At 71.5% G+C, this 26,251-nt stretch carries 20 protein-coding genes; 7 read left to right on the top strand and 13 right to left on the bottom strand.

Annotated elements, in window-relative coordinates; all coding sequences use genetic code 11:
- Positions 1 to 263 precede the first annotated feature (263 nt).
- From ACIO3R_RS29190 to thyX, 3 genes are all read right to left on the bottom strand, one after another.
- Positions 264 to 1,949 carry a ribonuclease J gene (locus ACIO3R_RS29190; RefSeq protein ID WP_363025246.1) on the bottom strand — a complete coding sequence of 562 codons (1,686 nt, stop codon included), beginning with the start codon at positions 1,947 to 1,949 and terminating at the stop codon, positions 264 to 266.
- Between the two features lie 131 nt (positions 1,950 to 2,080).
- Positions 2,081 to 2,980, bottom strand: a complete 900-nt coding sequence (gene dapA / locus ACIO3R_RS29195) for a 4-hydroxy-tetrahydrodipicolinate synthase (protein WP_385353450.1) — start codon at positions 2,978 to 2,980, stop codon at positions 2,081 to 2,083.
- Positions 2,981 to 3,132: 152 nt separating this feature from the next.
- A complete protein-coding gene (gene thyX / locus ACIO3R_RS29200) occupies positions 3,133 to 3,870 on the bottom strand; it encodes an FAD-dependent thymidylate synthase (RefSeq protein ID WP_363077864.1) in 738 nt (245 codons plus the stop codon).
- 186 nt (positions 3,871 to 4,056) lie between these two features.
- Between thyX and ACIO3R_RS29205 the strand changes: the two genes are divergently transcribed.
- The gene (locus ACIO3R_RS29205; protein WP_402109996.1) at positions 4,057 to 4,296 is read left to right on the top strand and encodes a hypothetical protein; all 240 of its coding nucleotides are present in this window, start codon (positions 4,057 to 4,059) and stop codon (positions 4,294 to 4,296) included.
- Positions 4,297 to 4,390: 94 nt separating this feature from the next.
- Positions 4,391 to 4,942 (top strand): hypothetical protein, encoded by a 552-nt coding sequence (locus tag ACIO3R_RS29210; RefSeq protein WP_402109999.1) that lies wholly within the window; start codon positions 4,391 to 4,393, stop codon positions 4,940 to 4,942.
- Positions 4,943 to 5,073: 131 nt separating this feature from the next.
- Here ACIO3R_RS29210 and ACIO3R_RS29215 read toward each other — a convergent pair whose 3' ends face one another.
- The 6 genes from ACIO3R_RS29215 to eccD all read right to left on the bottom strand — a co-directional run bounded on the left by ACIO3R_RS29215 (position 5,074) and on the right by eccD (position 12,156).
- On the bottom strand, positions 5,074 to 5,541 hold the full coding sequence (locus tag ACIO3R_RS29215) for a hypothetical protein (RefSeq protein WP_385033430.1): 468 nt from the start codon (positions 5,539 to 5,541) through the stop codon (positions 5,074 to 5,076).
- A 14-nt stretch (positions 5,542 to 5,555) separates the two neighbouring features.
- Positions 5,556 to 6,308 (bottom strand): 4-hydroxy-tetrahydrodipicolinate reductase, encoded by a 753-nt coding sequence (gene dapB, locus ACIO3R_RS29220; RefSeq protein ID WP_385033433.1) that lies wholly within the window; start codon positions 6,306 to 6,308, stop codon positions 5,556 to 5,558.
- 37 nt (positions 6,309 to 6,345) lie between these two features.
- Entirely contained in the window at positions 6,346 to 7,725 is a 1,380-nt protein-coding gene (locus tag ACIO3R_RS29225; RefSeq protein WP_363025233.1) for a pitrilysin family protein, read from the bottom strand.
- On the bottom strand, positions 7,722 to 9,938 hold the full coding sequence (locus ACIO3R_RS29230) for a polyribonucleotide nucleotidyltransferase (protein WP_363025263.1): 2,217 nt from the start codon (positions 9,936 to 9,938) through the stop codon (positions 7,722 to 7,724). The genes ACIO3R_RS29225 and ACIO3R_RS29230 overlap by 4 nt, the downstream gene beginning before the upstream one ends.
- A 269-nt stretch (positions 9,939 to 10,207) precedes the next feature.
- Positions 10,208 to 10,498, bottom strand: a complete 291-nt coding sequence (rpsO, locus tag ACIO3R_RS29235; RefSeq protein WP_018551846.1) for a 30S ribosomal protein S15 — start codon at positions 10,496 to 10,498, stop codon at positions 10,208 to 10,210.
- 176 nt (positions 10,499 to 10,674) lie between these two features.
- Positions 10,675 to 12,156, bottom strand: a complete 1,482-nt coding sequence (eccD, locus tag ACIO3R_RS29240) for a type VII secretion integral membrane protein EccD (RefSeq protein WP_402110003.1) — start codon at positions 12,154 to 12,156, stop codon at positions 10,675 to 10,677.
- A gap of 189 nt (positions 12,157 to 12,345) precedes the next feature.
- Between eccD and eccCa the strand changes: the two genes are divergently transcribed.
- A complete protein-coding gene (gene eccCa, locus ACIO3R_RS29245) occupies positions 12,346 to 16,299 on the top strand; it encodes a type VII secretion protein EccCa (protein WP_402110005.1) in 3,954 nt (1,317 codons plus the stop codon).
- Positions 16,300 to 16,424: 125 nt separating this feature from the next.
- Positions 16,425 to 16,658, top strand: a complete 234-nt coding sequence (locus tag ACIO3R_RS29250; protein ID WP_123462661.1) for a DUF397 domain-containing protein — start codon at positions 16,425 to 16,427, stop codon at positions 16,656 to 16,658.
- Positions 16,659 to 16,789: 131 nt separating this feature from the next.
- Here the strand turns inward: ACIO3R_RS29250 and ACIO3R_RS29255 are convergent, their stop codons facing one another.
- The 4 genes from ACIO3R_RS29255 to eccB form a co-directional block, all read right to left on the bottom strand.
- Complete coding sequence (locus tag ACIO3R_RS29255) at positions 16,790 to 17,095, bottom strand: WXG100 family type VII secretion target (RefSeq protein WP_385353434.1); 306 nt, start codon at positions 17,093 to 17,095, stop codon at positions 16,790 to 16,792.
- A gap of 47 nt (positions 17,096 to 17,142) precedes the next feature.
- Entirely contained in the window at positions 17,143 to 17,493 is a 351-nt protein-coding gene (locus ACIO3R_RS29260) for a hypothetical protein (RefSeq protein ID WP_385033445.1), read from the bottom strand.
- 171 nt (positions 17,494 to 17,664) lie between these two features.
- Positions 17,665 to 18,891: a type VII secretion-associated serine protease mycosin gene (mycP, locus tag ACIO3R_RS29265; protein ID WP_402110010.1), complete on the bottom strand. Its 1,227-nt coding sequence runs from the start codon at positions 18,889 to 18,891 to the stop codon at positions 17,665 to 17,667.
- A 41-nt stretch (positions 18,892 to 18,932) separates the two neighbouring features.
- Positions 18,933 to 20,483, bottom strand: coding sequence for a type VII secretion protein EccB (gene eccB, locus ACIO3R_RS29270; protein ID WP_402110013.1), 1,551 nt, complete (start codon positions 20,481 to 20,483; stop codon positions 18,933 to 18,935).
- A 217-nt stretch (positions 20,484 to 20,700) separates the two neighbouring features.
- Here eccB and eccE point away from each other — a divergent pair, with 217 nt between their 5' ends.
- The 3 genes from eccE (at position 20,701) to ACIO3R_RS29285 (ending at position 26,143) form a co-directional block, all read left to right on the top strand.
- Positions 20,701 to 22,008 (top strand): type VII secretion protein EccE, encoded by a 1,308-nt coding sequence (gene eccE, locus ACIO3R_RS29275; protein ID WP_402110016.1) that lies wholly within the window; start codon positions 20,701 to 20,703, stop codon positions 22,006 to 22,008.
- Entirely contained in the window at positions 22,008 to 22,730 is a 723-nt protein-coding gene (locus ACIO3R_RS29280; RefSeq protein ID WP_402110019.1) for a hypothetical protein, read from the top strand. Before eccE ends, ACIO3R_RS29280 begins: the two co-directional genes overlap by 1 nt.
- A gap of 317 nt (positions 22,731 to 23,047) precedes the next feature.
- A complete protein-coding gene (locus ACIO3R_RS29285) occupies positions 23,048 to 26,143 on the top strand; it encodes an SCO5717 family growth-regulating ATPase (protein WP_402110021.1) in 3,096 nt (1,031 codons plus the stop codon).
- Positions 26,144 to 26,251: the final 108 nt, after the last annotated feature.

A 26,251-nucleotide genomic window follows, 5' to 3' on the forward strand; every position in this document is an offset into this window, starting at 1 on the left:
TTCCAGCGGTTCCAACCTTACCAGACTCAATTTCGTTCCGTTTCCGGTTCGAATTTGATTTCCGGTGGCCGTTGAAGTGGCCTTGCCTTTCGGCTAATCCGACTTTATCAGAACTTCTGAGTCGGATTTCTCCTCCCCTGCGGGAGGCTCGCTGCGCACGAGTGCGCGCGGTGCTTCCCGGTGAGGCGGAGACGTAAACGTACTGGAGCGGGGCTCCCCGATGCAAATCGGGGGCCCCGCTCCGGAGTTCGCGCCTGTCGGGGTCAGACCTCGACGACGACGGGAAGGATCATCGGGCGCCGGCGGTAGGTGTCGGAGACCCACTTGCCCACCGTGCGGCGGACCAGCTGCTGGAGCTGGTGGGGCTCCATCACGCCGTCCTGGGCCGACTTGTTGAGTGCGTCCTGCACCTTCGGTACGACCGCGCTGAATGCCGAGTCGTCGATACCGGAGCCACGGGCCTGGATGTGGGGGCCGCCCACGATCTTGCCGGAGGAGCTGTCGACCACGATGAAGACGGAGATGATCCCCTCGTCACCGAGGATGCGGCGGTCCTTGAGGGAGGTCTCGGTGACGTCGCCGACCGAGAGGCCGTCCACGTACACATAGCCCGCCTGGACCTTGCCGACGATCTTGGCCTTGCCGTCGATCAGGTCGACGACCACGCCGTCCTCGGCGATGACGATGTGGTCCTTCGGCACGCCGGTGAGGGCGCCCAGTTCGGCGTTGGCCCTGAGGTGGCGCCATTCGCCGTGGACCGGCATCAGGTTCTTCGGCTTGCAGATGTTGTAGAAGTACAGCAGCTCGCCGGCCGAGGCGTGGCCCGAGACGTGGACCTTGGCGTTGCCCTTGTGGATGACGTTGGCACCCCAGCGGGTCAGGCCGTTGATCACGCGGTAGACCGCGTTCTCGTTGCCGGGGATCAGCGACGACGCCAGGATGACCGTGTCGCCCTGGACGATACGGATCTGGTGGTCGCGGTTGGCCATCCGGGACAGGGCTGCCATCGGCTCGCCCTGCGAACCCGTGCAGACCAGCACGACCTCGTCGTCCGGCAGGTCGTCGAGGGTCTTGACGTCGACGACCAGACCCGCGGGAACCTTCAGATAACCCAGGTCACGGGCGATGCCCATGTTCCGGACCATCGACCGGCCGACGAAGGCGACCCTGCGGCCGTACTCGTGGGCCGCGTCGAGGATCTGCTGGATGCGGTGCACGTGGCTGGCGAAGCTCGCCACGATGATCCGCTTCTGGGCATTGGCGAAGACCGTGCGCAGGACGTTCGAGATGTCCCGCTCGGGCGGTACGAAGCCGGGCACCTCCGCGTTGGTCGAGTCGGAGAGCAGCAGGTCGATGCCCTCCTCGCTCAGCCGCGCGAAGGCGTGCAGGTCCGTGAGGCGGCCGTCCAGCGGAAGCTGGTCCATCTTGAAGTCGCCGGTGGCGACGGCCATGCCCGCGGGAGTGCGGATGGCGACCGCGAGGGCGTCCGGGATGGAGTGGTTGACCGCGATGAACTCGCAGTCGAAGACGCCGATGCGCTCGCGCTGGCCCTCCGTGACCTCAAGGGTGTACGGACGGATGCGGTGCTCCTGGAGCTTCGCCTCGATGAGCGCGAGGGTCAGCTTGGAGCCGATCAGCGGGATGTCCGGCTTCAGACGCAGCAGATACGGGACACCACCGATGTGGTCCTCGTGTCCGTGCGTGAGGACGATGCCCTCGATGTCGTCGAGACGGTCCCGGATCGTCGTGAAGTCCGGAAGGATCAGGTCGATTCCGGGCTGCTCCTCCTCGGGGAAGAGGACGCCGCAGTCGACGATGAGCAGGCGGCCGCCGTACTCGAAGACCGTCATGTTGCGGCCGATTTCACCGAGGCCGCCGAGCGGGGTGACCCGCAGGCCGCCCTTCGGGAGCTTCGGCGGGGTGCCGAGTTCAGGATGCGGATGACTCAAAAGACTCTCCTTACCACACGCGCCACGTACCGCTTGGGCACGTGGCGCGCATGTCATTCGTGCACTTGCTGTTGTCTTGGGTGTTGCCCTCTTGCGAGTGTTCTTCGCGTATTCAGTTGTGAAGTCTGTGCTTAAAGCTGTACCCCGCCGGCGGCGAGATCGATCTTGAGCTGCGCCGTTTCGTGTGCGGAGAGTTCCACCAGGGGGAGCCGCAGCGGGCCCGCGGGGAGGCCCTGGAGGGTCAGCGCGGCCTTGGTGGTGATGACGCCCTGGGTGCGGAACATGCCGGTGAAGACGGGGAGGAGCTTCTGGTGGATCTCCGTGGCCTTCTGGACGTCGCCGCCGAGGAAGGCCTCCAGGAGGGCCCGCAGGTCGGGGGTGACGACATGGCCCACGACGGAGACCAGGCCGACCGCGCCGACCGAGAGCAGCGGGAGGTTCAGCATGTCGTCGCCCGAGTACCAGGCGAGGCCCGACTGGGCGATGGCCCAGCTGGCGCGGCCGAGGTCACCCTTGGCGTCCTTGTTGGCCACGATGCGCGGGTGCTCCGCGAGCCGCACGAGCGTCTCTGTGTCGATCGGCACACCGCTGCGGCCCGGAATGTCGTACAGCATCACCGGCAGACCGGTGGTGTCCGCGATCGCCGTGAAGTGCCGCAGCAGGCCCTCCTGCGGCGGCTTGTTGTAGTAGGGCGTCACCGCGAGGAGACCGTGGGCGCCGCTTCGCTCGGCCGTGCGGGCGAGCTCGACGCTGTGGCGGGTGTCGTTCGTCCCGATGCCGGCGACGACGTGCGCCCGGTCTCCCACTGCTTCCAGGACAGCCCTTACGAGCTGGTCTTTCTCCACGTCGCTGGTGGTCGGGGACTCGCCGGTGGTGCCGTTGATGATCAGGCCGTCGTTGCCTGCGTCCACCAGATGGGTGGCGAGCCGCTGGGCGCCGTCGAGGTCGAGAGCGCCGTCCGCCGTGAAGGGCGTGACCATAGCGGTGAGGACCCGCCCGAAGGGGGTCTGCGGAGTGGAGATCGGAGCCATGGGTAACACGCTACTCGTTGCTCGACGCCGGGTGTTCCCTCGGGGGGACAAGCAATAGGAGCCCGGCACTGCCTGCTCGGGGGTTCAAGCAGTGCCGGGTCCGTTTGATCAGCCTAGATGAACTTCACGAAACGCCGCAATACGGACACCGCCTATGGGGCTACTCGTCCATTTTTGTTGAAGGCTGCATGGGTGAGCGGCATGAGCCCCGCCCAGTGCGCCTCCATCTGCTCCCCGACCATCTCGATCTCGCGCTGCGGGAAGGACGGAACCTTCGCCAGCTCGTGCTGGGTGCGCAGGCCGAGGAAGTGCATCAGCGAGCGGGCGTTGCACGTGGCGTACATCGAGGAGAACAGGCCGACCGGGAGGACCGCGCGGGCCACCTCACGGGCCACGCCCGCGGCGAGCATCTCCTGGTAGGCGTCGTACGCCTGGCGGTACGAGTCCTCCATGACGCGGCCGGTGAGCTCCTGCTGCGCCTCGGTGCCCTCGACGAACTCGTACTTGCCGGGACGGCCCTGCTGGACGAGCTTGCGGGACTCCCCCGGTACGTAGAAGACCGGTTCCAGCTCCCTGTAGCGGCCCGATTCCTCGTTGTACGACCAGCCGACGCGGTGCCGCATGAACTCGCGGAAGACGAAGATCGGGGCGCTGATGAAGAAGGTCATCGAGTTGTGCTCGAACGGGCTTCCGTGCCGGTCCCGCATCAAGTAGTTGATGAGCCCCTTGGAGCGCTCAGGATCCTTGGTGACCTCCTCCAGGGACTGCTCACCGGCCGTGGAGACACGGGCGGCGAAGAGCACATCGGAGTCGCCGGCGGCATGTTTCACCAGGTCAACGGTGACATCGCTGCGGAAGCTGGGCTTTGCGGGCTCGGGGGTCTCGGTCACCGGCGGGGTCCTTCCAATGGCGTCGCTCGGGCGGCGCCCACTCTACGGGCCGCCACTGACAACGCGGTCGGCACCGGCCTTTCGAGGATTCTTTCGACCAATTCGGCGATTCGGGGCACCGATCGGGCTCGCCGCGCGTCTGACTCAATAGCACCACCCGAAACAGAGTTCAAGGAGAGTTACCTCATGTTCCGCCGGCGTGAAGCCGTCCCGTTCTCGTTCGTGGCCGAGGCCGACCGATTCCGCAGCAACGTCACACCGCCTCCCCGCGAGCGCACCACCCTCTCCCAACTGGCGGCCCGCAGCCTCGTCGGGTTCGCCGTGATCGCCGGCCTCGCCGGATCACTGCTGCTCGGCCTTCCCGCCCTGGCCTCCGATCAGTCGCCTTCGCACAGCCAGCAGAGCGAGGCGGCACCGGGGCACTGACTCGTACGGGCCCCCTGGGGTGGTACGGGCGGCCACCCCCTCGGTAGCCTCACCGGGCACAGCAATCGAGCGTGCTTGTGAGTGAGGATCAGTCGTGCCCCTGCCCTTCCTGACGGCCGACCGCGCGTTTGACGCGAGCGCTGAGGATGTCGCGCTGCCGTTCGACGACCACGACAGCTGGCGGCGGCCCTACCGCCCCGGACCGTGGCGGGTCGCGGCCGCGGCCACCCTGCTGCTGCTCGCCTCGTTCGTCCTGTTCGCGGGGATGATCATCGCGTTCGCCGGGGCCCTGCCCGGAGCGGGCGCGTGTCTCGCGCTCGCCCTCGCGGTGATCATCTGCGCCCTGCGGATGCTGAGGATCGGCGCCTGGGTGAGCCGGCACGGCGTGCGCCGCGTCGGGTTCTTCCGGACGACGACCGTGCCGTGGAACCGCGCCAGCGCGGTGCGTACGGTGCAGCAGCCGGTGAGGTGGCTCGGGTTCCCCCGGACGGTTCAGGGTCAGGCCCTGATCGTCGTCCGCAGGGGTGGCGACGCGGTGCCGCCGCTGCTCACGGACTCCAACGCGGACTTCCTGACGCGGGGCGAGGCGTTCGACCGGGCCGCCGACACGATTGAGGCATGGGGGGACGAGTACCGGCAGCAGTAGGGCCTCGGTGCCCTGCCGCCCGGCGACCGGGGGTGTCCCCTCAGTCGCCGGGCGGCTTTTCTGTGTCCTCGATCGCCGGACGGCTCGATATGGTCCTCAGCCGTCGGACGGGCTTCAGTGCCCGCTGGGCCTCAGGTGCTCGTGCCGCTTGAGGCGCCCGCAGGGCGGCTGTGCAGGGCGATGGCCCGTTGCATGGACTTGCGGGCCCGCGGGGTGTCCCTGGCGTCCTGGTAGGCGACAGCCAGCCGGAACCAGCAGCGCCAGTCGTCCGGCGTGTCCTCCGTCTCCGCCTGCCGGCGGACGAACGCCGCGTCGGCGGAGTCGCGGTCGATACGGCCGCTCGGGGTCCGGGCCAGGTCGTCGACCGGCAGACCGCCCTCGGCGTCGAGTTCGGCGGCCAGGGCGTTGGCCCGCCGGACGAACTGGGTGTTCTTCCAGAGGAACCAGATGCCGATCAGCGGCAGGATCAGCACCGCGACCCCGAAGGTCACCGTCAGCAGCGTGCCGTGCCGGATGAGCAGGACGCCACGGCTGCCGGCCAGGACGAAGTAGAAGACCAGGACGGCAGCGGTGACGGTGTACGTGATCTTTGCGCGCATGGCGGTGGGCTCAGTCAGTTCAGGTCGAGGAAGTTTTCCAGGCCGAACGTGAGGCCCGGAGCGGTCGGCACGCGGCGTGCGCCGAGCAGGATGCCCGGCATGAAGCTGCTGTGGTGCAGCGAGTCGTGCCGGAGGGTGAGGGTCTCGCCCTCGCTCCCGAGCAGCACCTCCTGGTGGGCCAGCAGACCGCGGAGCCGGACCGAGTGGACCGGGATCCCGTCGACGTCCGCACCACGGGCCCCGTCCAGGGCCGTCGTGGTGGCGTCCGGCTGGGGTGCGCTGCCCGCCTCGCGGCGGGCAGCGGCGATGAGCTGGGCGGTGCGGGCCGCGGTGCCGGAGGGCGCGTCGGCCTTGTTCGGGTGGTGGAGCTCGATGACCTCGACCGACTCGAAGTAGCGTGCGGCCTGCTGGGCGAACCTCATGGTGAGGACCGCGCCGATGGAGAAGTTCGGTGCGATGAGCACACCGGTCTCCGGCGAGCCGGAGAGCCAGGTGTTCAGCTGCGCGAGCCGTTCGTCGGTCCAGCCGGTGGTGCCCACCACCGCGTGGATGCCGTGCCGGACGGAGAAGTCGAGGTTCTCCATCACCGACGCCGGGGTGGTGAGCTCGACGACGACCTGGGTGCCGGTGTCCACGAGGGTCTCCAGCTTGTCGCCGCGGCCGAGTGCGGCCACCAGCTCCAGGTCGTCGGCGGCCTCGACGGCTCGTACCGCCTCGGAGCCGATACGGCCCCCGGCACCGAGAACGGCTACGCGCAGCTTGCTCATGCTTACTTCTTTCGGGTCAGGAGTGGGACGACAGGCCTCAGGCGACCGACTCGTGCAGCCGGTCCGCCTGTTTGTCCTTGAGCGGGCCGATGACCGAGAGTGAGGGGCGGTGTCCGAGGACCTCGCCCGCCACCGACCGGACGTCGTCCGGGGTGACCTGCGCGATGCGGGCCAGCATGTCGTCGACCGACATCTGCTCGCCCCAGCACAGTTCGCTCTTGCCGATGCGGTTCATCAGCGCGCCGGTGTCCTCCAGCCCGAGGACCGTGGACCCGGCGAGCTGGCCGATGGCGCGGCTGATCTCCTCGTCGTCCAGTCCGTCCGACGCGACACGGTCGAGCTCGTCGCGGCAGATCTTCAGGACGTCGTGGACCTGGCTGGGCCGGCAGCCCGCGTACACACCGAAGAGTCCGCAGTCCGCGAAGCCCGAGGTGTACGAGTAGACGCTGTAGGCGAGGCCGCGCTTCTCCCGTACCTCCTGGAAGAGGCGGGAGCTCATTCCGCCGCCGAGGGCGGTGTTGAGGACGCCGAGCGCCCAGCGGCGCTCGTCCGTGCGGGCCAGTCCCGGCATACCGAGGACGACGTGGGCCTGCTCGGTCTTGCGGTTCAGGAGCTCGACCCGGCCCGCGGTGCGCAGCGTGCGGGAGCCCGCGCGGGGCGCCACCGGGGTGGCGTCGGTGCGGGAGAGCGCTCCGGCCCGCTCGAAGGCCTTGCGGACCTGGCGTACGACCGTGGCGTGGTCGACGTTGCCGGCGGCGGCGACGACGAGGTGCGTGGGGTCGTAGTGCTTCTTGTAGAAGCGGGCGATCTGGCCGCGGCTCAGCGCGTTGACCGTGTCGACCGTGCCGAGGACCGGGCGGCCCAGGGGGGTGTCGCCGAGCATGGTGTGCGCGAACAGGTCGTGCACGCAGTCGCCCGGGTCGTCCTCCGTCATCGCGATCTCCTCAAGGATGACGCCGCGTTCGGCGTCGACGTCCTCGGGGGCGATCAGCGAGCCGGTCAGCATGTCGCAGACGACATCGATGGCCAGCGGCAGGTCCGTGTCGAGGACCCGCGCGTAGTAGCAGGTGTACTCCTTCGCCGTGAAGGCGTTCATCTCTCCGCCGACCGCGTCGATGGCGGAGGAGATGTCCAGGGCGCTGCGCTTGTCGGTGCCCTTGAAGAGGAGGTGTTCGAGGTAGTGCGTCGCGCCGTTCAGGGCCGGGGTCTCGTCGCGTGATCCGACGTTGGCCCAGATCCCGAAGGTGGCGGAGCGTACGGAGGGCAGGGTCTCGGTGACGATGCGCAGGCCGCCGGGGAGGACCGTGCGGCGGACCGTGCCGATGCCGTTGCTGCCCTTGAGAAGCGTTTGGGTACGGGCGACGGCCCGCGCCTCCGAGGAGGTGCGGGCCGTCGTCACGGAACTACGGGACGTCACTTGGCGGCGTCGTCCTTCTTCTCGTCAGCCTCTTCACCCTCGACGACCGGGATCAGCGAGAGCTTGCCGCGGGAGTCGATCTCGGCGATCTCGACCTGGACCTTGGCACCGACGCCGAGCACGTCCTCGACGTTCTCCACGCGCTTGCCACCGGCGAGCTTGCGGATCTGCGAGATGTGCAGCAGGCCGTCCTTGCCGGGCATCAGGGAGACGAACGCACCGAAGGTGGTGGTCTTGACGACCGTACCCAGGTAGCGCTCACCGACCTCCGGCATGGTCGGGTTGGCGATCGCGTTGATCGTGGCGCGCGCGGCCTCGGCCTGCGAGCCCTGCTGGGCACCGATGTAGATGGTGCCGTCGTCCTCGATCGTGATGTCGGCGCCGGTGTCCTCCTGGATCTGGTTGATCATCTTGCCCTTCGGGCCGATGACCTCACCGATCTTGTCCACCGGGATCTTGACGGTGATGATCCGCGGGGCGTTGGGGGACATCTCGTCCGGGACGTCGATGGCCTCGTTCATCACATCGAGGATGTGGAGGCGGGCGTCACGGGCCTGCTTCAGCGCGGCGGCCAGGACCGAGGCGGGGATGCCGTCGAGCTTGGTGTCGAGCTGGAGCGCGGTCACGAACTGCTTCGTGCCGGCGACCTTGAAGTCCATGTCGCCGAACGCGTCCTCCGCACCGAGGATGTCGGTGAGGGCGACGTAGTGGGTCTTGCCGTCGATCTCCTGCGAGATCAGGCCCATGGCGATACCGGCGACGGCGGCCTTGAGGGGCACACCGGCGTTCAGCAGCGACATGGTGGAGGCGCAGACCGAGCCCATGGACGTCGAGCCGTTGGAGCCCAGCGCCTCGGAGACCTGGCGGATCGCGTAGGGGAAGTCCTCGCGCGACGGCAGCACCGGCACGATGGCGCGCTCGGCGAGCGCACCGTGGCCGATCTCGCGGCGCTTGGGCGAGCCCACGCGGCCGGTCTCACCGACGGAGTACGGCGGGAAGTTGTAGTTGTGCATGTAGCGCTTGCGGGTCACCGGGGAGAGGGTGTCCAGCTGCTGCTCCATGCGGAGCATGTTGAGGGTGGTGACACCCAGGATCTGGGTCTCGCCACGCTCGAAGAGCGCCGAGCCGTGCACGCGCGGGATGGCCTCGACCTCGGCGGCGAGCGTACGGATGTCCGTGACGCCGCGGCCGTCGATGCGGACCTTGTCCTTGATGACGCGCTCGCGGACCAGCTTCTTGGTCAGCGCGCGGTAGGCGCCGGAGATCTCCTTCTCGCGGCCCTCGAAGGCCGGGAGGAGCTTCTCGCCCGCGATCTCCTTGATGCGGTCGAGCTCCGCCTCGCGCTCCTGCTTGCCGGCGATGGTGAGCGCCTTGGCGAGCTCGGTGCTGACGGCCTTGCTGAGCGCCTCCAGGACGTCGTCCTGGTAGTCGAGGAAGACCGGGAACTCGCCGGTGGGCTTGGCGGCCTTGGCGGCGAGGTCCGACTGGGCCTTGCAGAGCGCCTTGATGAAGGGCTTCGCGGCCTCGAGACCGGCGGCGACGACCTCTTCGGTCGGGGCCTCGGCACCGTCCTGGACGAGCTGGATGGTCTTCTCGGTGGCCTCGGCCTCGACCATCATGATCGCGACGTCGCCGTCCTCCAGGACGCGACCGGCGACGACCATGTCGAAGACGGCGTCCTCGAGCTCGGTGTGCGTCGGGAAGGCGACCCACTGGCCCTTGATCAGGGCGACGCGGGTGGCGCCGATGGGGCCGGAGAAGGGCAGGCCCGCCAGGATCGTGGAAGCGGAGGCGGCGTTGATCGCGACCACGTCGTACAGGTGGTCGGGGTTGAGCGCCATGATCGTCTCGACGATCTGGATCTCGTTGCGCAGGCCCTTCTTGAAGGAGGGGCGCAGCGGGCGGTCGATCAGGCGGCAGGTGAGGATCGCGTCCTCGGAGGGGCGGCCCTCCCGGCGGAAGAACGAGCCGGGGATCTTGCCTGCGGCGTACTGCCGCTCCTCGACGTCCACCGTGAGGGGGAAGAAGTCGAGCTGGTCCTTGGGCCGCTTGGAAGCGGTGGTGGCCGACAGCACCATGGTGTCGTCGTCCAGGTACGCGACGGCGGAGCCGGCGGCCTGCTTGGCCAGGCGGCCCGTCTCGAAGCGGATGGTGCGGGTGCCGAAGGTTCCGTTGTCAATAACGGCCTCGGCGTAGTGGGTCTCGTTCTCCACTAGTGTTTTCTCCATACTCGTCGTCTTTCGTCCTGTCGCCCGTGTGGCGGAGGACGGTGCGGAGAGGCGCACCGTGTGTGCGGGGCCGGTCTTCGATCGAAGCTCCCGGGCGTTGTCCCGGGGGCCACTACCGAGGACCGGCGGCGGCCGTGGGCGCCTCTCCTCGTCTGGTGTTGTACGTCCAGGTTACTGAGCTTGACCCCAGTCCCGCACGTACGGCAAAGGGAGCGGCCCCCTTGAGGTGGGCACCGCTCCCTTTCACAGCGTCTTTACTTGGCGCCGCCGGCCGCGCCACGGCGGATGCCGAGGCGGTCGACGAGCGCACGGAAGCGCTGGATGTCCTTCTTGGCCAGGTACTGCAGAAGGCGGCGACGCTGGCCGACCAGGATCAGCAGACCACGACGGGAGTGGTGGTCGTGCTTGTGCGTCTTGAGGTGCTCGGTCAGGTCCGAGATGCGGCGGGAGAGCATGGCCACCTGAACCTCGGGGGAACCGGTGTCGCCCTCCTTCTGCGCGAACTCGGTCATGATCTGCTTCTTCGTAGCGGCGTCGAGCGGCACGCGGTACTCCTCTAGGTGTTCGATGCGCCCACGAGTGCCCCTGGTCTTGATCTCAGGGGAGCTTGAGTGACTCGGGAGCGAAGGTCCGATGAGCGCAGCTCCCAGAACGAACCGGGAACGCGTACACAAACGGCCACAGCCAGACTACCAGCCGTTCTGAGCGCCTCCGACGGGCCTCACCCGGTGAGGGCCCGGGCCCTGGCGAAGACGTCGAGGACCGCCAGGCAGAGCGGGACGAGGGAGAGCAGGAGCGCGCTCTCGGCCAGGTCCAGGAGCCGGCCCCAGAACGGGGAGAGGCCCTTGCGCGGTACGACCAGGGCGACGGCGGTGAGCAGGGCGGCGCCGGCGGCGACGGCGGCGGAGAGCCCCATCGTACGGAGGTCGAGGGAGCCGCGGTCGCCGTACCGGGTCAGCTCGTCCAGCAGATCGGCGGGCGGGTTCAGCGCGAGGCCGAGGACCGGCAGGGCGACCGCGCCGGTGCCCGCCGCCAGCAGGCAGACGATCTGCGAGGTGTAGCGGAAGAGCCGGGCGCGCAGCAGCAGCGCGAGTCCCGCCGCCAGGGCGAGCAGCCGGCCCCAGGTGCCGTCGGAGAACCCGAGTACGGCGGCGGCCGCGACGACGACGGCCGCGCATCCGCCGACGAGGCCGAGCAGCAGCTCGTGGCCGCGGCGGGCCCGGTCCGCGATGCCGTCCGCGTCGACGGGCGGGCCCGGGGTGACCGGCCCGGCGTCCGGGAGGCCGGAGTGGTCCCCGTAGCCGCCCGGGGCGGAGCGCGGCGCGGCGTATCCGATGGGCAGCCGGGCGAAGCGGGCGGAGAGGCCGGGCAGGAAGGCGACGAGTCCGAGGCCGACCGGGGCGCAGACGGCGGCGGTCCGGGTGGCGGAGGTCTCGGTGAGTATCGCGACGAAGGCGGCCAGGGTGCCGGCGGTGGCGAGGAGGGTCGTCGCGACGAACGGGGCGTCGCCGCTCGGGATCAGGGCGACCAGGACGACGGAGGCGATCAGTACGGCGACGCAGCCGAGCAGGAACTGCAGTCTGCCGGGGCCCTGGCCGGTGTCCGGTCCGATGACGCCGGAGCCGGCGAGGAGGACGAGGGGCAGTGCGCCGAGGCCGGCCGCTACTGCGGCGGCGCGGTCCGCGTAGACCCGGGCGCGTACGCTCGCGAAGGCGGTGAGGAGTACTCCCGCGGCGCCGGCGACGACGGCGGGCAGTCCGTGCGTGTCGTGGTGGACCGGGTCGGCGGACCAGAGGACGAAGCCGAGCAGGACGAACAGCGTGACGGCGCCTGCCAGGCCGGCGCCGCGCAGCAGGTCGTCGCTCCAGAGGTGGCGGTCGCGGCTGACGGCCGAGGCGACGGCGTCGGAGACGTCGTCGAACACGGCGGGCGGCAGGGAGTGGGCGAAGGGGCGCAGCAGCAGGAGTTCGCCGTCGAGGACGTGCTGGGCGGCGAGGGTCAGGGCGCCGTCGAGGACCGTGCCGTCACGGCGTACGAGGTGGTGTCCGGTGGGGGTACCGGCCGCCTGGGGCCGGCCGGTGAGGCGGAGGATCTCCGGGTAGATGTCGGCGACGGCGATGTCGTGGGGCAGCGCGACGTCGATCCGGCTGTCGGGCGCCACGACAGTGACACGGCAGAAGCCGGTCGCCGCAGTCGTACTCACGTGTCTGGTCCCCCCCGTTTCGCGGTTGCGCACCGTGCGCGCGCCACCCTACCGGGAGGGGGGAAAGGGCCCTCGGCACGTAGGATCACCGTCGCGCGGAGGCCAGTCCGCGAGCTGAGGCAGCCACGGGGGCGCCGGTGCGGATCCACCCGGCCCCTCGCCCGTCCGCACTGAGGGATTGATGTTCCGGTGAGCCAGATCGTCGTGAAGCGACCGCCGCGGTCCCTGCCGCCGGAAGTCCCCACGGACGAGTTGATGTTGACGGCCCCTCCCGAACTGCCGCGCGGGCGGCAGGAGGGTGTGTGGATGCAGCTCCTGCCGGTGCTGGGCATGGGCTCCTGCGTGGTCTTCTTCTTCTCGCCGCAGGCTCCCCCGTTCATGCGGGTGATGGGTGTGCTGATGCTGGTGGCGACCGTCGGGCTCGCCGTCGCGCAGCTGGTGCGTCACCGCCGGGGTTCGCAGGGGCAGTTGGCGGATGTCCGGCGTGACTACCTCAAGTACCTGGCGAGGACGCGGCTCGTGGTGCGTGAGACCGCGCGGGCCCAGCGGGACGCGCGGTTGTATCTGCAGCCCGCTCCCGAGCAGCTGTGGTCGGTGGTCGCGGAGGGCGGCCGGGTGTGGGAACGGCGGATCGGCGACGAGGACTTCGGCGAGGTGCGGTTCGGGCTCGGGAGGCAGCGGCTGGCGACGCCGCTGTCGGCGCCGGACACCGTTCCGGCGGATGAGCTGGAGCCGCTGTGCGCGGACGCGATGCGGCGGTTCCTGGCGGTGCACGGCTCGTTGGACGGGCTGCCGATGGCCGTCTCGCTGCGGGAGCACTGCCGTGTGACGGTCTCCGGTCTGCCGGAGTCGGCGCAGTCCGTGGCACGGGCGGTGGTGGCCCAGCTGGTGACGCTGCACTCCCCCGAGGACCTGGTGGTCGCGGTGGTGGCGGGAACCGGTGCGGTGGCGCGCTGGGAGTGGACGAAGTGGCTGCCGCACGTGCAGGTGCCCGGTCAGGTCGACGGGGCCGGTTCGAAGCGGCTGTTCGGGACCGGCCCGGGCGAGGTCGAGCTGTTGCTGGCGCCCCGGCTGGAGGGACGGGCGCGGTTCGGCCGGGAGGCCCGGCCGCTGCTGGACCGGCCGCATGTGGTGGTGGTCCTGGACGGTGTCGCGGTGCCGCCGGACTCGCTGTTCGCCGCGGCCGGGGGTCTTCAGGGCGTGACGGTCGTCGAGGTGGTGCCGGGCGGGCTGCCCGGCAGGCCGCGCGAGGGTCTGTCCGTGGTGGCGCGGCCCGGTCTGCTGCGGCTGGGGTCCGGTGCGGGGCCCGCGTCCGAGGGCGTGCCGGACGGCATCTCGCTGCCGGCGGCCGAGGCGCTGGCCCGGCAGCTGGCGCCGCTCAGGATGGGCGGGGGCGACGCCGAGGAACCGCTGCTGGACGAACTGGACTTCACCGATCTGCTGGAGCTGGGCGACGCGGGTTCGGTCGACGCGGCGCGCGGCCGGTGGCCGCGGCCTGCCTCCGAGCGGCTGCGGGTGCCGATCGGGGTCGGCGAGGACGGTCTGCCGGTGATGCTGGACCTCAAGGAGTCGGCGCAGGACGGCATGGGGCCGCACGGGCTCTGTGTCGGCGCGACGGGTTCCGGGAAGTCGGAGCTGTTGCGGACGCTGGTGCTGGGGCTCGCGGTCACGCACCCCTCGGAGACGCTGAACTTCGTGCTCGCGGACTTCAAGGGCGGTGCGACGTTCGCCGGTATGTCGCGGCTGCCGCACGTGGCCGCGGTCATCACCAATCTGGCCGACGACCTGACGCTGGTCGACCGGATGGGCGACGCGATCCGCGGTGAGCTGCGGCGGCGTCAGGAGCTGCTGCGCTCGGCGGGCAACTACCCGGGCGTCCACGCGTACGAGCGGGCGCGGGCGGCGGGTGCGGAGCTGGAGCCGCTGGCCTCGCTGGTCCTGGTCATCGACGAGTTCTCCGAACTGCTCACGGCGAAGCCGGACTTCATCGACATGTTCGTCCAGATCGGCCGGATCGGCCGTTCGCTGGGGGTGCATCTGCTGCTGGCCTCGCAGCGGCTGGAGGAGGGAAGGCTGCGGGGCCTGGAGACGTACCTCTCGTACCGGATCGGGCTGCGGACGTTCTCCGCAGAGGAGTCGCGCACGGCGCTGGGTGTGCCGGACGCCTACCACCTGCCGTCCGTGCCCGGCTCCGGCTGCCTCAGGACGGGTACGGACGGGGTGACGCGGTTCAAGGCGGCGTACGTGTCGGGGGCGTACCGCCCCGGTGGTCCCGCTCTGCCCCCGGGTCCGCTTCCGGCCGAGCGGCGGGCCGCGGTGTTCAGCGCGCTGCCGGTGCCGGCGGAGTACGCGGCGCCTGACCCGGCGCCCGCGCCGGCTGCCGCCGGGGACCCCGCGCTCGCGGAGACCGTCCTCGATGTGATCGTGCGGCGGCTGGAGGGGCAGGGGCCGCCCGCCCACCAGGTGTGGCTGCCGCCGCTGGACCGGGCGCCGACGCTGGACGAGCTGCTGCCGGGGCTCGCGGCGGGCGGAGGGCGCGGGTTCACCCCTGCGGAGTACGGCCGGTCCGGCACGCTGAGCGTCCCTCTCGGTCTCGTCGACAAGCCGTTCGAGCAGCGGCGCGAGGTGCTGCGCCTGGACTTCTCCGGCGCCGCCGGGCACCTGATGGTGGTCGGCGGTCCGCGGTCCGGCAAGTCGACGCTGCTGCGTACGCTGATCGCGTCGTTCGCGCTCACCCACACCCCGGACGAAGTGCAGTTCTACGGAATCGACTTCGGTGGCGGCGGCCTCGCCCCACTGGCGGATCTGCCGCATGTCGGGGGGATGGCCGCGCGGCTGGACCCGGAGCGGGTACGGCGTACGGTCGCCGAGGTGGCGGGGGTGCTGGCCGGGCGCGAGGAGTTCTTCCGCGCCCACTCGATCGACTCCGTCGCCACCTACCGGCGCAGGCGCGCACTCGGTGAGCTGCCCGGCGAGGCCTGGGGCGACGTCTTCCTGGTCATCGACGGCTGGAGCGGGCTGCGGACCGAGCACGAGGGGCTGGAGCAGGTCGTCACCGACATCGCGGCGCGCGGTCTCGGCTACGGCGTCCATGTCGTTCTCTCGGCCGCCCGTTACATGGAGGTACGGGCCGCGCTCAAGGACCAGATCCTCGGGCGGCTCGAACTGCGGCTCGGCGATGTCATGGACTCCGAGTTCGACCGCGGGGTCGCCGCCCGGGTTCCGGCCGGGGTGCCCGGCCGTGGCCAGGTGGCGGAGAAGCTCCACTTCATGGGTGCGCTGCCGCGGGTCGACTCCGTGTCCGGCGCGGCGGATCTGGCCGACGGCACGGCCGCGTTGACCGCGGCGGTGCGGGCCGGCTGGACGGGTGCGCCGGCCCCGGCCGTACGGCTGCTGCCGCGCAGGCTGCCCGCGGAGCAGTTGCCGAAGGGGTTCGAGTTCCCGGACCGGGGCATCGCGATCGGTATCGGCGAGACGGATCTGGAGCCGGTGTTCGTCGACTTCGACACCGACCCCTTCTTCCTGGTCTTCGGCGAGAGCGAGTCGGGCAAGTCCAACCTGCTGCGCCTGATCGCGAAGCAGATCGCGGAGCGCTACTCCCCCGACGAGGCCAGGTTCGTCGTCGGTGACTACCGGCGGTCGCTGCTGGGCGCGCTGCCGGAGAGCCATCTGCTGGAGTACGCGCCGACGGCGAGCGAGCTGCGGACGCACATGGAGGCGCTGGCCGGTGTGTTCGCGCGCAGGCAGCCCCCGGCGGACGTCACTCCGCAGCAGTTGCGCGACCGCAGCTGGTGGACCGGTCCGCGGATCTTCGTCCTCGTCGACGACTACGACCTGGTGGCGACGGGCGCGGGCAGTCCGCTGGCCCCGCTGGCGGAGTACCTGCCCTTCGCCCGGGACACCGGGGTGCGCTTCGTCATCGCACGCGGTTCGGCGGGGGCCTCGCGCTCCATGTACGAGACGTTCATGCAGCGGATCAAGGAGCTGGGCGCACAGGGAGTCGTGCTGTCCGGCGATCCGGCCGAGGGCGACCTGATCGGGGCGGTACGAGGACGTCCGATGCCGCCGGGACGCGGGTACCTCGCCACCCGGCGCCGGGGGAACCCGCTGGTGCAGACCGGACGGCTGCCGGAGCGGGGCTGACGCGGTGCGGTGCTTGAGAGCACAGAACCGTGCCGCGCGCTGCGGAATGACGGACCGGATCCCTCGTCGGCACGGGCCCTGTACCGTGCCGTGCAGAGCCACCGTACGGAGAGGAACCCTTGACGATGGGCACGCAGGCGGAGAAGGACGAGCTGTACGCACTCGACATCTCGGGGGTGGAATGGCTGAGTGCGCCCGGTACCGAGGAGGCCGAGGAGCGCGTCGAGATCGCGCATCTGCCGGGCGGGGCAGTGGCGATGAGGTCCTCGCTGGATCCGGAGACCGTGCTGCGGTACACCGAGGCCGAGTGGCGCGCCTTCGTACTGGGCGCCCGGGACGGCGAGTTCGACCTCACATAGCGGAGCAGAGCGGCGGGACGGCCGGGCAGCGGTGACCCGGCTCGCCGTCTCCGTCGCCGTACGCGCAATGGGCACGTTCGGGTGAACGTGCCCATTGCCGTGTGTGCCTGGGGTGTCCGCGCGATCGGTGGTCAGTACGCCTCGGTGAACAGCCGGGAGGACTTGAGGTCCGTGGACCGGTAGTGGTCCTTGCCGGACTCGACGATCCTGGCCACCTGCTCCAGGCGCCTCCTCATGTCGTCCGCCCTGCCCCGGTACTTGTTCTGGAGCGTCACGTACGCGCTGTGCGCCTCACCGTCCCAGGTGTCGGTGACGACCTTGAGCGCGGTGTCCATCTCTTCGAGGTCGTGGCAGATGTTCCGCGACACCGCGCGGATGCGGTTGGCCATCTCCTGGACGCTCTCGTACCTGACCTTGGTGTGCGGGTCGTGGCCCATCCGACTTCTCCTGCGTGCTCGCTGTGGCTGGTGTGGGGTGGCGCGGTTCAGAGGCCGTTCAGCCCCGAGGCGGTGGCCGCAGCGGCCGGTTCCCGCACCGAGCCGAAGGCCGCGCGGACCTCCTCGTCGTTGGCGTTGCTGAGGTTCTTGGTGGTGGCCACGGCGTGGTGGAGCACGGTGAGGAGGCGGCGGATCCCGTCGTGGTCCTCGTTGATCACGAGCTGCGCGGAGGTGAACCCCGAGGCGCCGGCGCCGGTCCATCCCGCACCGGCCGTGGCGAGGATGTCGGCCAGTTCCCTGGACTGCCTGGACACCGCCTCGGCCGTGTTGATGATCTTGTTCTTGGCCTGGACGATCGGATCGTCGGCAAGTCCGAAACCGCCCGCGGGGCTGGTCATCCGGAGGTCCTGTCTCTCGGTTCGCAGACCTGTCCGCCGAGCGCGGCCAGGTGGCCGGTACGTGAAGCCCCGCACCGGCCCGGCCATTTCACCATCTCTGCCCGACTGCGGCTTTTGCGCGCCGGGCCGTCTTGACGTGCGTTGACGCACCCTTGTGCGCCCTGCCGTTCCTTACCGGGCGCGCGGGCCCCGCCGCCGCCGGACGTCGCGGAGAACCGTCGCGGTGCCGGCCACCACCGCGACGAGTACGGCCGCGGTCGCCAGCGCGTAGGCCGCGTACCGCTTGCTCCGCTCCTGCGGGGTCTCCGACATCGACAGGTGCGCGGGTTCGGGGGCCTGGGCCCTGGCGGGCGGCGGGTCCGGGTGGGGCGCGTCCTGCGGGGCGTCGTCGCCGGACAGGGCGCGCACCGGGTCGACGACGCCCCAGCCGACGAAGTCGTCGTGCCCGTTGACGGGGCGCTCGGCGGTCTGCTCGATCCGGGCGACGATCTGCCCCGCCGTCCAGGACGGGTACTTGGCGCGCATCAGGGCGGCGACCCCGGTGACGTAGGGCGCGGAGAAGCTGGTGCCGTTGTCGGTGCACTGGCCGTTGCCGGGGACGGTGGAGACGATGTCGACGCCGGGTGCGGCGACCCCGACGAACTCCCCCGCCTGGGAGAAGGGGGCGCGTTCGTTGTTGCGGTCGGACGCGGCGACCGCGAGGACGCCGTCGAAGGCGGCGGGGTAGGTGCGCCTGGGCCGGCCGTCCATGCCGTCGTTGCCCGCGGAGGCGACCACCACGATGTCCCTGCGGACCGCCCTGGCCACGGCCCGGCCCAGCACGGAGTCCTCGGTCAGCGGCCGGGTGGTGTCCTGGGAGATGTTGATGACCCCGGCCCCCTTCGCGATCGCGTGGTCGATCGCGGCGGCCATCGTGGTGTCCTTTCCGCTGTTCCGCTCGTCGTTCTGGCGGATCGGGATGATGGTGGCCTCGGGGGCCAGGCCGACGAATCCGGTGCCGCTGCGGGGGCGGGCGGCGATGATGCCGGCCACCTTGGTGCCGTGGCCGACCTGGTCGACGGTGCCGTCAGTGCCGCCACCGTGCAGGAGATCGACGCCCGCGGAGGCGTCCACGGCCGAGGTGAGCTGCGGGTTGGTGTCGTCCACCCCGGTGTCGATGACGGCGACGCGCACGCCCTTGCCCCTGGTGTCCTGCCACAGCTCGTCCAGGAGTACGCGCTGGAGCGGCCAGGGGCGGCCCTCGAACTGCTTCTTCATCGGGAAGGTGCACACACCGCCGCCGTCTATGCGCAGGTCGCCGGCGCCCTGGGCGGCGTACGCGGCCGGCGGCCCCGCGAGTGCGGCCCCGGCGGCTGCCAGGGCGGCGGTCAGCAGAACGTACTTCCGGTACGGCGTCATCTTCTCCCCGTGCCTGTTTCGTTGCCGCTCGCCCAGGCCGGTCAGGAACCCTGGGGCCGGCGGGCGCTGTTGGTGTCGAGCCGGGGGCCCCTGGACAGGAAGTCCGACCACTCGATCGGGACGAGGGCGGGTGTCACCTTCCCGTATCCGAGCCGGATCTGCGCCTCGCCGGGTTCGGGGCGGCCGTCCGGCCTGTTCGCCGCGTCGCCGGTGCCGACGCCGGAGCGCTCGGTGTCGCTGTCGCCGTTCGCCTGAACCGCGTACCGCAGTCCGGTGTCGGTCACCAGGAAGAGTGATCCGTCCGGGCTGGTCTGCCGGCCCCGGACCTGGGTGTAGAGGAGTCCGCTGCCCGGAGTGACGTACGTGCTCGTGCCGCCGGACCCGACGGACGCGGGGTACGAGGTGCCCGCCCAGGTGCTCAGCGTCGTCGTGCCGCTGCCGTCCGTCTCGCGCAGCACATTGCAGACGGTGTCGCGGCCGGAGCTTCCGGCACCGGTGGTGTTGACCCGGTCGGCCCGGTGCGCCGGCCAGTGAGCGGCCTGGCCGGTGAAGGGGGCGGGGGCGGGCACGAAGTCCTGGAGGCCGACGGCGCGGGCCTCGCCGTCCAGGTCGAGGGCGGCAGTCTGCGGGGAGTTGATGAGCAGCCAGGCGGTGAACTCGGAGACCGGCCGGACCTCCCCGCCGAGGACGACGTAGTACGCGGTGCCCTCCCCGTTCCTGGTCCGCAGCACCGTGCCGATCCGGTTCTCCCGCACGGAGAGCCTTCCTTCGACGTGCGCCGGGGCGCCGGCGTTTCCGGGGATCCGGGGGAAGACGATCGGGCTGCCGTCGTGCAGGGTGGCCAGCCAGTCGTCGGTGACGGGCTGCGGCCGGGCGCTGCCGACGAGGGCACTGGTCAGATGGCCGAGGTCGGCGGCGGTCTCGTCGATGCGGTACTTGGTGCCGCGGGCGTCGACGAGGTAGCGGGTCCGGTCCTGGCCCCTGACGTAGAGCGTCTGGCCGCCGGTGAGCCTGTTCGCGCCCTCCACCAGCCCGTTGTCCCGTCCGGCGAGGACGAAGGCGGCCTTCTGCACGGTGTTGCCCTTGCCGCCCGGCTGCACGCACACGGCCCAGCGCTTCGCGGTCCCCGCGTCCTCGGCCTCCGGCAGCCGGTCGGGGGCGTACGGAATGCCGAGGACCGGTCCGCGCGGGGGCTTTCCCGCGTCGAGGACGTCGTCGGCGACCTGGACGACGCCGTAACTCCGCGGGGTGAGCAGCAGCCTGGCCGACGCGAGGTTCAGTACGGGGTGCAGGAGGGTCTTCCCGGCCTTGCCGCGGCCGGTGGTGAGCACCACGTAGCGGGTGGTCGACTTCTTGCCGACGATCACGTTGGTGCCGGGCCGGTCCCAGTCCGTGGGGGCGGTCGGCCTGAACATGCCGACGGCGCCGAAGCCCGCGAGGATCAGTGCCCCGGCGACCGTGCTCGGCAGGACGGCGCGCAGCGGGTGCGGGGCGCCCTCGTCGGAGCCGTTCGGTGAGGGCCGGAGGAAGGCCGCCACCGTGCGCCTCTTCGCGAATGTGTACGCGTTGAGCTCGTCCCGCCGCGATCCCATGAGTCCGTCCGTCCCCCGCGCTCTCCCCGCGCGGCTCCGTGAGCGCCCGCGCCCCCAAGCCCCGCACCGGGCCTCCGACCCGCCTGACCGGCCCCTACTATGCCTGCCGCCGGTGGGGGGCCGCGGGCCGGGTAGGCTGATCCAGCCGCCGGAACGGTCGGCGGAAGAGGCGTGGCACGGGTCGAGTTGGGCCCGGACGGACGGGGGGAATGCCGCGATGACGGCTTCCGCGACGCGGACACCACGGGCCGGGAACGCCCCGCCCCCCGAGGCCCCCGGGCCCGGCGGTTCCGCCGGTGCTCCCGTCCGTCGCGGACCGGCCGGCGCACGGCCGGGCGGACGAGCCGGACAGTTCGGACCGTTCCGATTGCAACAGCTCGTGCTGGTCGAGATCGCCGCAGCGCTGCTGCTGTGCGCCTGGGTCGCCGGTCCCCTGCTGCTGGCCCCCGCCGTCGTGGTGGCCGCGGCGCTGGTGCTGCTGGCCGTCGTGCGCAGGCGCCGCCGTTCGCTTCCCGAGTGGCTGCGTACCGTTCTCGCGCTGCGCGCCCGTACCCGCAGGGCCGCGTCGACCGCGGTGCCCCCGGGCACCGGGCCGGGGATCGCGCCGGCGGTCGAGTGCGAACCGGCGCTGCGCACCTGCTCGTTCAGCGACCGCGACCGGCGGCCGGTCGGCATGATCGGCGACGGTACGTATCTGACAGCCGTACTCCGGATCGAGCCGGACGACACCGCGCTGCGCCCCGACCGGTCCGCGCGGCCACTGCCGCTGCTGCTCGTCAAGGACGCGCTCGACGTCGACGGCATCCGGCTGGAGTCGGCGCAGGTCGTGCAGCACACCCAGCCGGCTCCCGCCCCGCGGCTGCCGGAACAGTCGGTCGCGGCACGCAACTACGCGCCTCTCCAGGCACTGACCGGGTCCCCGGCGGTCCGCATCACCTGGATCGCGCTGAAGCTGGACCCGGAGCTCTGCCCGGAGGCCGTACGGGCGAGGGGCGGCGGGCTCACCGGTGCGCAGAAGTGCCTGGTGCGCACGGTCGACCAGCTGTCCAGCAGACTGGCGGGGGCGGGGTTCGGCGCGACGGTGCTGACGGAGCAGGAACTCCACTCGGCGATCGCCACCTCCGCGTGCGCCGGGGCGCGGGCCAACCGGCCCGCAACGCCCGTCCGCCGCACCCTGGAGACCTCGCGCACCTGGCGCTGCGACGACCGGCAGCACACCACGTACTGGGTGCGCCGCTGGCCGCGGTTCGGCGCGGGCGGTGCGCCGATGCCGCAGCTCGTCGCGCTGCTCACCTCGGTCCCGGCGCTGGCCACGACCTTCAGCCTCACGCTGGGACGCGGCGACCGCCAGGAGGTCCCGATCGCCGGGCACATCCGGATCACCGGCCGCGACGAGGAGGAACTGCGCTCCGCCCGAAATGAGTTGGAGCGCACCGCACGCGGGGTGAAGGCGTCACTGGTGCGGCTCGACCGCGAACAGGTGCCCGGTGTCCTCGCCACACTTCCGCTCGGGGGTACCCGCTGATGTCCGTGATCGCACGCCGCCGCGGCCGGCTCGGCTTCGGGCCGGCCGGTCCGCGCCGGGTCCGGCACACCGTCCGCCTCGACCAACTGGCGTCACTGGCACTGCCGGTCGGCGACGACGGCGTGGTGATCGGTGTGGACGGTGAGGGGCGCCCCGCCGTGATCGGCATCAACCGGCCCACCGCGTACGACATCACGCTGATCGGCGGGGTGTGGACGGCGCAGGTGCTCGCGCTGCGGGCGGCGGCGACCGGCGCCCGGATCGTGGTCGAGACCGGGCGGGCCCAGGCCTGGACGAAGCTGGCGCAGGCCGCGGGCGGCGCTCCGCCGTGCATCTCGCTGCACGAGGTGGGGCGGGTGCCCGCGCAGGGCGCCTCGGCCGGCTCGCCGGTCGTCCTGATACGGGACTGTGGCATGAAACCACCGCGGGGGCGGGTGGTGTCCGGTCCGTGGCAGTCGACGGTGACGCTGCTGCCGTATCTGAGCCCGGTGGCGCCCGGGTTGATGGAGAAGTCGTCACTGGTCGGCGTTCAGCGGGTGTCCCCCGACGAGGCCGAGCGGATCGGGCACCTCATGCGTCTGCCGCCCGGCGAGACCCGCACCCTGTCCACCCTCAAGGACGGGGTCACCCTCTGGTGCGCGCGCCGGGACCGGCGGTTCGTGAGCACCGAGGCGACCGATGCCGAATCGGGACTGCTGGGCAGCGCACGCCGGGTGGACTGAGGACGCGGCGAGACGTGTGTGAAATGTTCAGGTTTCCCCGCGCAGATGCGCATGTTTGACCGCTTTCCGCTTCACTCCCCGCCGTACTCAGTCCACTTGGGGGCAGTACGTGACGTACAGGACGTCGGCCGCGGTGCCGTACGGCCTGCCGTACCCGGCCCTGTGGCGATTAGGGTGGGTCCGGACGCGGCAGAAGAACCTGCGGGCAGGCAATGCGCGTCCCAGGGGGAGAGCAGGGCGGTTCGCACCAGGTCCTGTCCGGACGGTCGCCCCCACCCACCACGGCACAAGGGTGCTCGACCACACCAGGAGGCAAAGTGAACGGCGATCGGGACGAAATGCGCGGGAGCTGGGACAAGCCCGTAGACGAGTCGACCGACGCGGAGCCCGCCGAGATGACGGGTGAGTTCACCATCGACTACACCCCGCCCGCCTGGTACACACAGAACACGCCGGGCGACTCCTCGGGCGGCGCCGGAACACACCTGGCCCCGCCCCCGCCGCCCAACGGCGCACCGGTGTCCGCACCCGGCCTGCCGGCCGGCGGCGGTTTCGAGCCCAGCTGGACCCCGGCCCCGCCCGCCCCGGCGCCCGGTCCCCCGGCGCCGCAGGTCCCACCGGCCGCCGCCGGGTCCTCCTACCCCGCGCCGGAAGCGGCGGACGCGCGTGGCGCCGCCGATCCCTTCGGGAGCGGTGATGTGGAGAGCGGCGCGACCATGCGGTTCTCGTCCGCCGCGCTGAAGCGGGAGATCGCCGAGCGCGAGTCGGCCGCGGAGCGCGAGGCCGGGAGCGGAGACGGCAGCGGGAGCGGTGGGGCCGCCGACGCCGCATCGGCGGCCGATGCCCGTGCCCATACGGCCGACGCGGACGCGGCTGACGCCGGCACGGGCGCTGACGCCGGGCAGGACCTGACCACCGGGGAGAGCGGCGGGAGCGACTCGGTGCCGTCCCACTCGACTCCGTTCGATTCGGTGGCGTCGGACTCGGTACCGTCCGATTCCGGACCCAGCGACTCGGTCCCGTCCGACTCGGTCCCGTCCGACTCGGTCCCGTCCGATTCGGTCCCGTCCGATTCGGTCCGGTCCGACTCGGTCCCGTCCGACTCTGTTCCGTCTGATTCGGTTCCGTCGTCCGACGCCGCGTCGGCGGAGTCCGACGAGGTCGCCGACGACGCCGCGGCCGAGGCGACGGACAGCGCCGACTCCGGCAGCACCCCGCAGGCCGACGAGCCCGCCGACTCCGTGCCCTCGGACGCCATCGCGGACGCGGCACCCCCGGCACCGTCCGCCGCCGCACCGCAGGAAGCCGCACCCGCACCCTGGACTCCGGCGCCGCCGCAGGGCGGACTGCCGCCGCTGCCGCCCTCCTTCCAGCCCGCCGCCCCCCAGCCGGCCGCGCCCCAGCCGGCGTCGCAGTGGCCGGGACCGCCCCCGGCGAACCGGACACCGGGCGGTGGCTACGGGTTCCCGCAGACCCCGGCGGCCCCGTCGGCCCCGGCGCCCCAGGCCCCGCAGCCTCCCGCGTTCCCGCAGCAGCCCCAGCCGCCCGCACCCGCGCCGCAGGCGGGATACGGCTTCCCCCCGCAGGCCCCGGCGCCCCAGCAGGCCCTGCCCGGGGCCCCGCTCCCTGCGCAGAACCCGCAGCAACCCGCGCCTCATGCCCCGCAGCCACCTCAGGCACCACACGCTCCTCAGCCACCGCAGCAGCCTCAGGCACCGCACGCACCTCAGCAGCCCCAGGCACCGCAGTGGCCCGCGCAGCAGCCGGGCGCGGCGCTGCCTCCGCCCGGAGCTCAGCCGCAGCCGCAGGGTGGTTACGGCTTCCCGCAGGGCGACCTGCCGTCGGCCGGGAGCGCCCCGAACCTGCCCGCGCAGATCGCCCCGCACCAACCGCAACCGCAGCCGCAGCCGCAGCCGCCGCACCAGCAGCAGTACCAGCCCCAGCCGCCGCAGCAGCAACTCCCGCCGCAGGCGCCGCCCGTGGACCCGCGCGCCGGAGCCGCCTGGCCCAACCCCGTCGCACACGACCAGCGCGAGCGTGCGGTGCAGGGCGCCCCGCTGGGATACACGGCCGCCGTCGAGCTCTCGTCCGACCGGCTGGTCCGGGGCAAGCAGAAGGCGAAGAGCAGCCGCGGGCCGTCCGCCGCCTCCCGCTTCAGGCTCGGCGGCAAGAAGGACGAGATCGAGCGTCAGCGCAAGCTCGAACTGATCCGCACCCCGGTCCTCTCGTGCTACCGGATCGCGGTGATCAGCCTGAAGGGCGGCGTGGGCAAGACCACGACGACCACCGCGCTCGGCTCCACCCTGGCCACCGAACGGCAGGACAAGATCCTCGCCATCGACGCCAACCCGGACGCCGGCACGCTGGGCCGCCGGGTCCGCCGGGAGACCGGGGCGACCATCCGCGATCTGGTCCACGCGATCCCGCACCTCAACTCGTACATGGACATCCGGCGGTTCACCTCGCAGGCACCCTCCGGTCTGGAGATCATCGCCAACGACGTGGACCCGGCCGTCTCGACCGCGTTCAACGACGAGGACTACCGGCGCGCGATCGAGGTGCTGGGCAAGCAGTACCCGATCATCCTCACCGACTCCGGGACCGGTCTCCTCTACAGCGCGATGCGCGGTGTGCTGGACCTCGCCGACCAGCTGATCATCATCTCCACGCCTTCGGTCGACGGTGCGTCGAGCGCCTCCACCACGCTGGACTGGCTGTCGGCGCACGGCTATGCCGATCTGGTGCAGCGGTCCCTCACCGTGATCTCCGGGGTCCGCGAGACCGGAAAGATGATCAAGGTCGACGACATCGTGCAGCACTTCGAGACGCGCTGCCGCGGCGTGGTCGTCGTACCGTTCGACGAGCACCTGTCGGCCGGCGCCGAGGTCGACCTCGACATGATGCGGCCGAAGACGCGGGACGCGTACTTCCACCTCTCGGCCCTCGTCGCGGAGGACTTCGCACGCGCCCAGCAGCAGCAGGGGCTGTGGACGGCGGACGGCAGCAGCCAGCCGCCGCAGTACGCCCCGCCCATGCCCGGACAGCAGCAGATGCCCGGCAGCCAGATCCCGGCACAGCAGCCCTACGCGCCCCAACAGCCCTACGCACCTCAGCAGCCGGGCCAGCCGTACCCGCCCCAGCAGCCGTACGGGGGGCAGCAGCAGCCTTATCCCCCGCAGCCGGGCCCCGGCGCCGGGCAGGGCTGGCAGCAGTCGCCGCCCTCGCAGGCCCGGTCGGCCGCGGACCCGGCCGGTCCGCCGCAGCAACAGCAACAGCAACAGCAACAGCAGCCGCAGTACGGCGGACAGCCTGGTCAGCCGGGGCAGCCCGCCCATCCTGAACTGCAGGGACCCGTCCCGCCGGCGGGGTGGCAGCAGCAGCCTCCGCAGCCGCCGCCAGCGCCTCAGCAGTAAGGCGTCAGAGGTCTGAACCAATGAGGGTCCGCATCGCCTCCGCGATGCGGACCCTCTGCGCATTCCCGCAGCCCACACGCCGTTTCGATGACCGTTGACGCGACTCGA

It is taken from the genome of Streptomyces sp. NPDC087428 (genome assembly GCF_044744085.1).
In the GTDB taxonomy this organism is placed as follows: domain Bacteria; phylum Actinomycetota; class Actinomycetes; order Streptomycetales; family Streptomycetaceae; genus Streptomyces.

Coding starts and splice junctions, on each gene's coding strand:
- dapA (WP_385353450.1), bottom strand. CDS start 2,980: ATGGCTCCGATCTCCACTCCGCAGACCCCCTTCGGGCGGGTCCTCACC.
- ACIO3R_RS29205 (WP_402109996.1), top strand. CDS start 4,057: ATGTTCCGCCGGCGTGAAGCCGTCCCGTTCTCGTTCGTGGCCGAGGCC.
- ACIO3R_RS29215 (WP_385033430.1), bottom strand. CDS start 5,541: ATGCGCGCAAAGATCACGTACACCGTCACCGCTGCCGTCCTGGTCTTC.
- dapB (WP_385033433.1), bottom strand. CDS start 6,308: ATGAGCAAGCTGCGCGTAGCCGTTCTCGGTGCCGGGGGCCGTATCGGC.
- ACIO3R_RS29250 (WP_123462661.1), top strand. CDS start 16,425: ATGGGCACGCAGGCGGAGAAGGACGAGCTGTACGCACTCGACATCTCG.
- ACIO3R_RS29255 (WP_385353434.1), bottom strand. CDS start 17,095: ATGGGCCACGACCCGCACACCAAGGTCAGGTACGAGAGCGTCCAGGAG.
- ACIO3R_RS29260 (WP_385033445.1), bottom strand. CDS start 17,493: ATGACCAGCCCCGCGGGCGGTTTCGGACTTGCCGACGATCCGATCGTC.
- mycP (WP_402110010.1), bottom strand. CDS start 18,891: ATGACGCCGTACCGGAAGTACGTTCTGCTGACCGCCGCCCTGGCAGCC.
- eccB (WP_402110013.1), bottom strand. CDS start 20,483: ATGGGATCGCGGCGGGACGAGCTCAACGCGTACACATTCGCGAAGAGG.
- eccE (WP_402110016.1), top strand. CDS start 20,701: ATGACGGCTTCCGCGACGCGGACACCACGGGCCGGGAACGCCCCGCCC.
- ACIO3R_RS29280 (WP_402110019.1), top strand. CDS start 22,008: ATGTCCGTGATCGCACGCCGCCGCGGCCGGCTCGGCTTCGGGCCGGCC.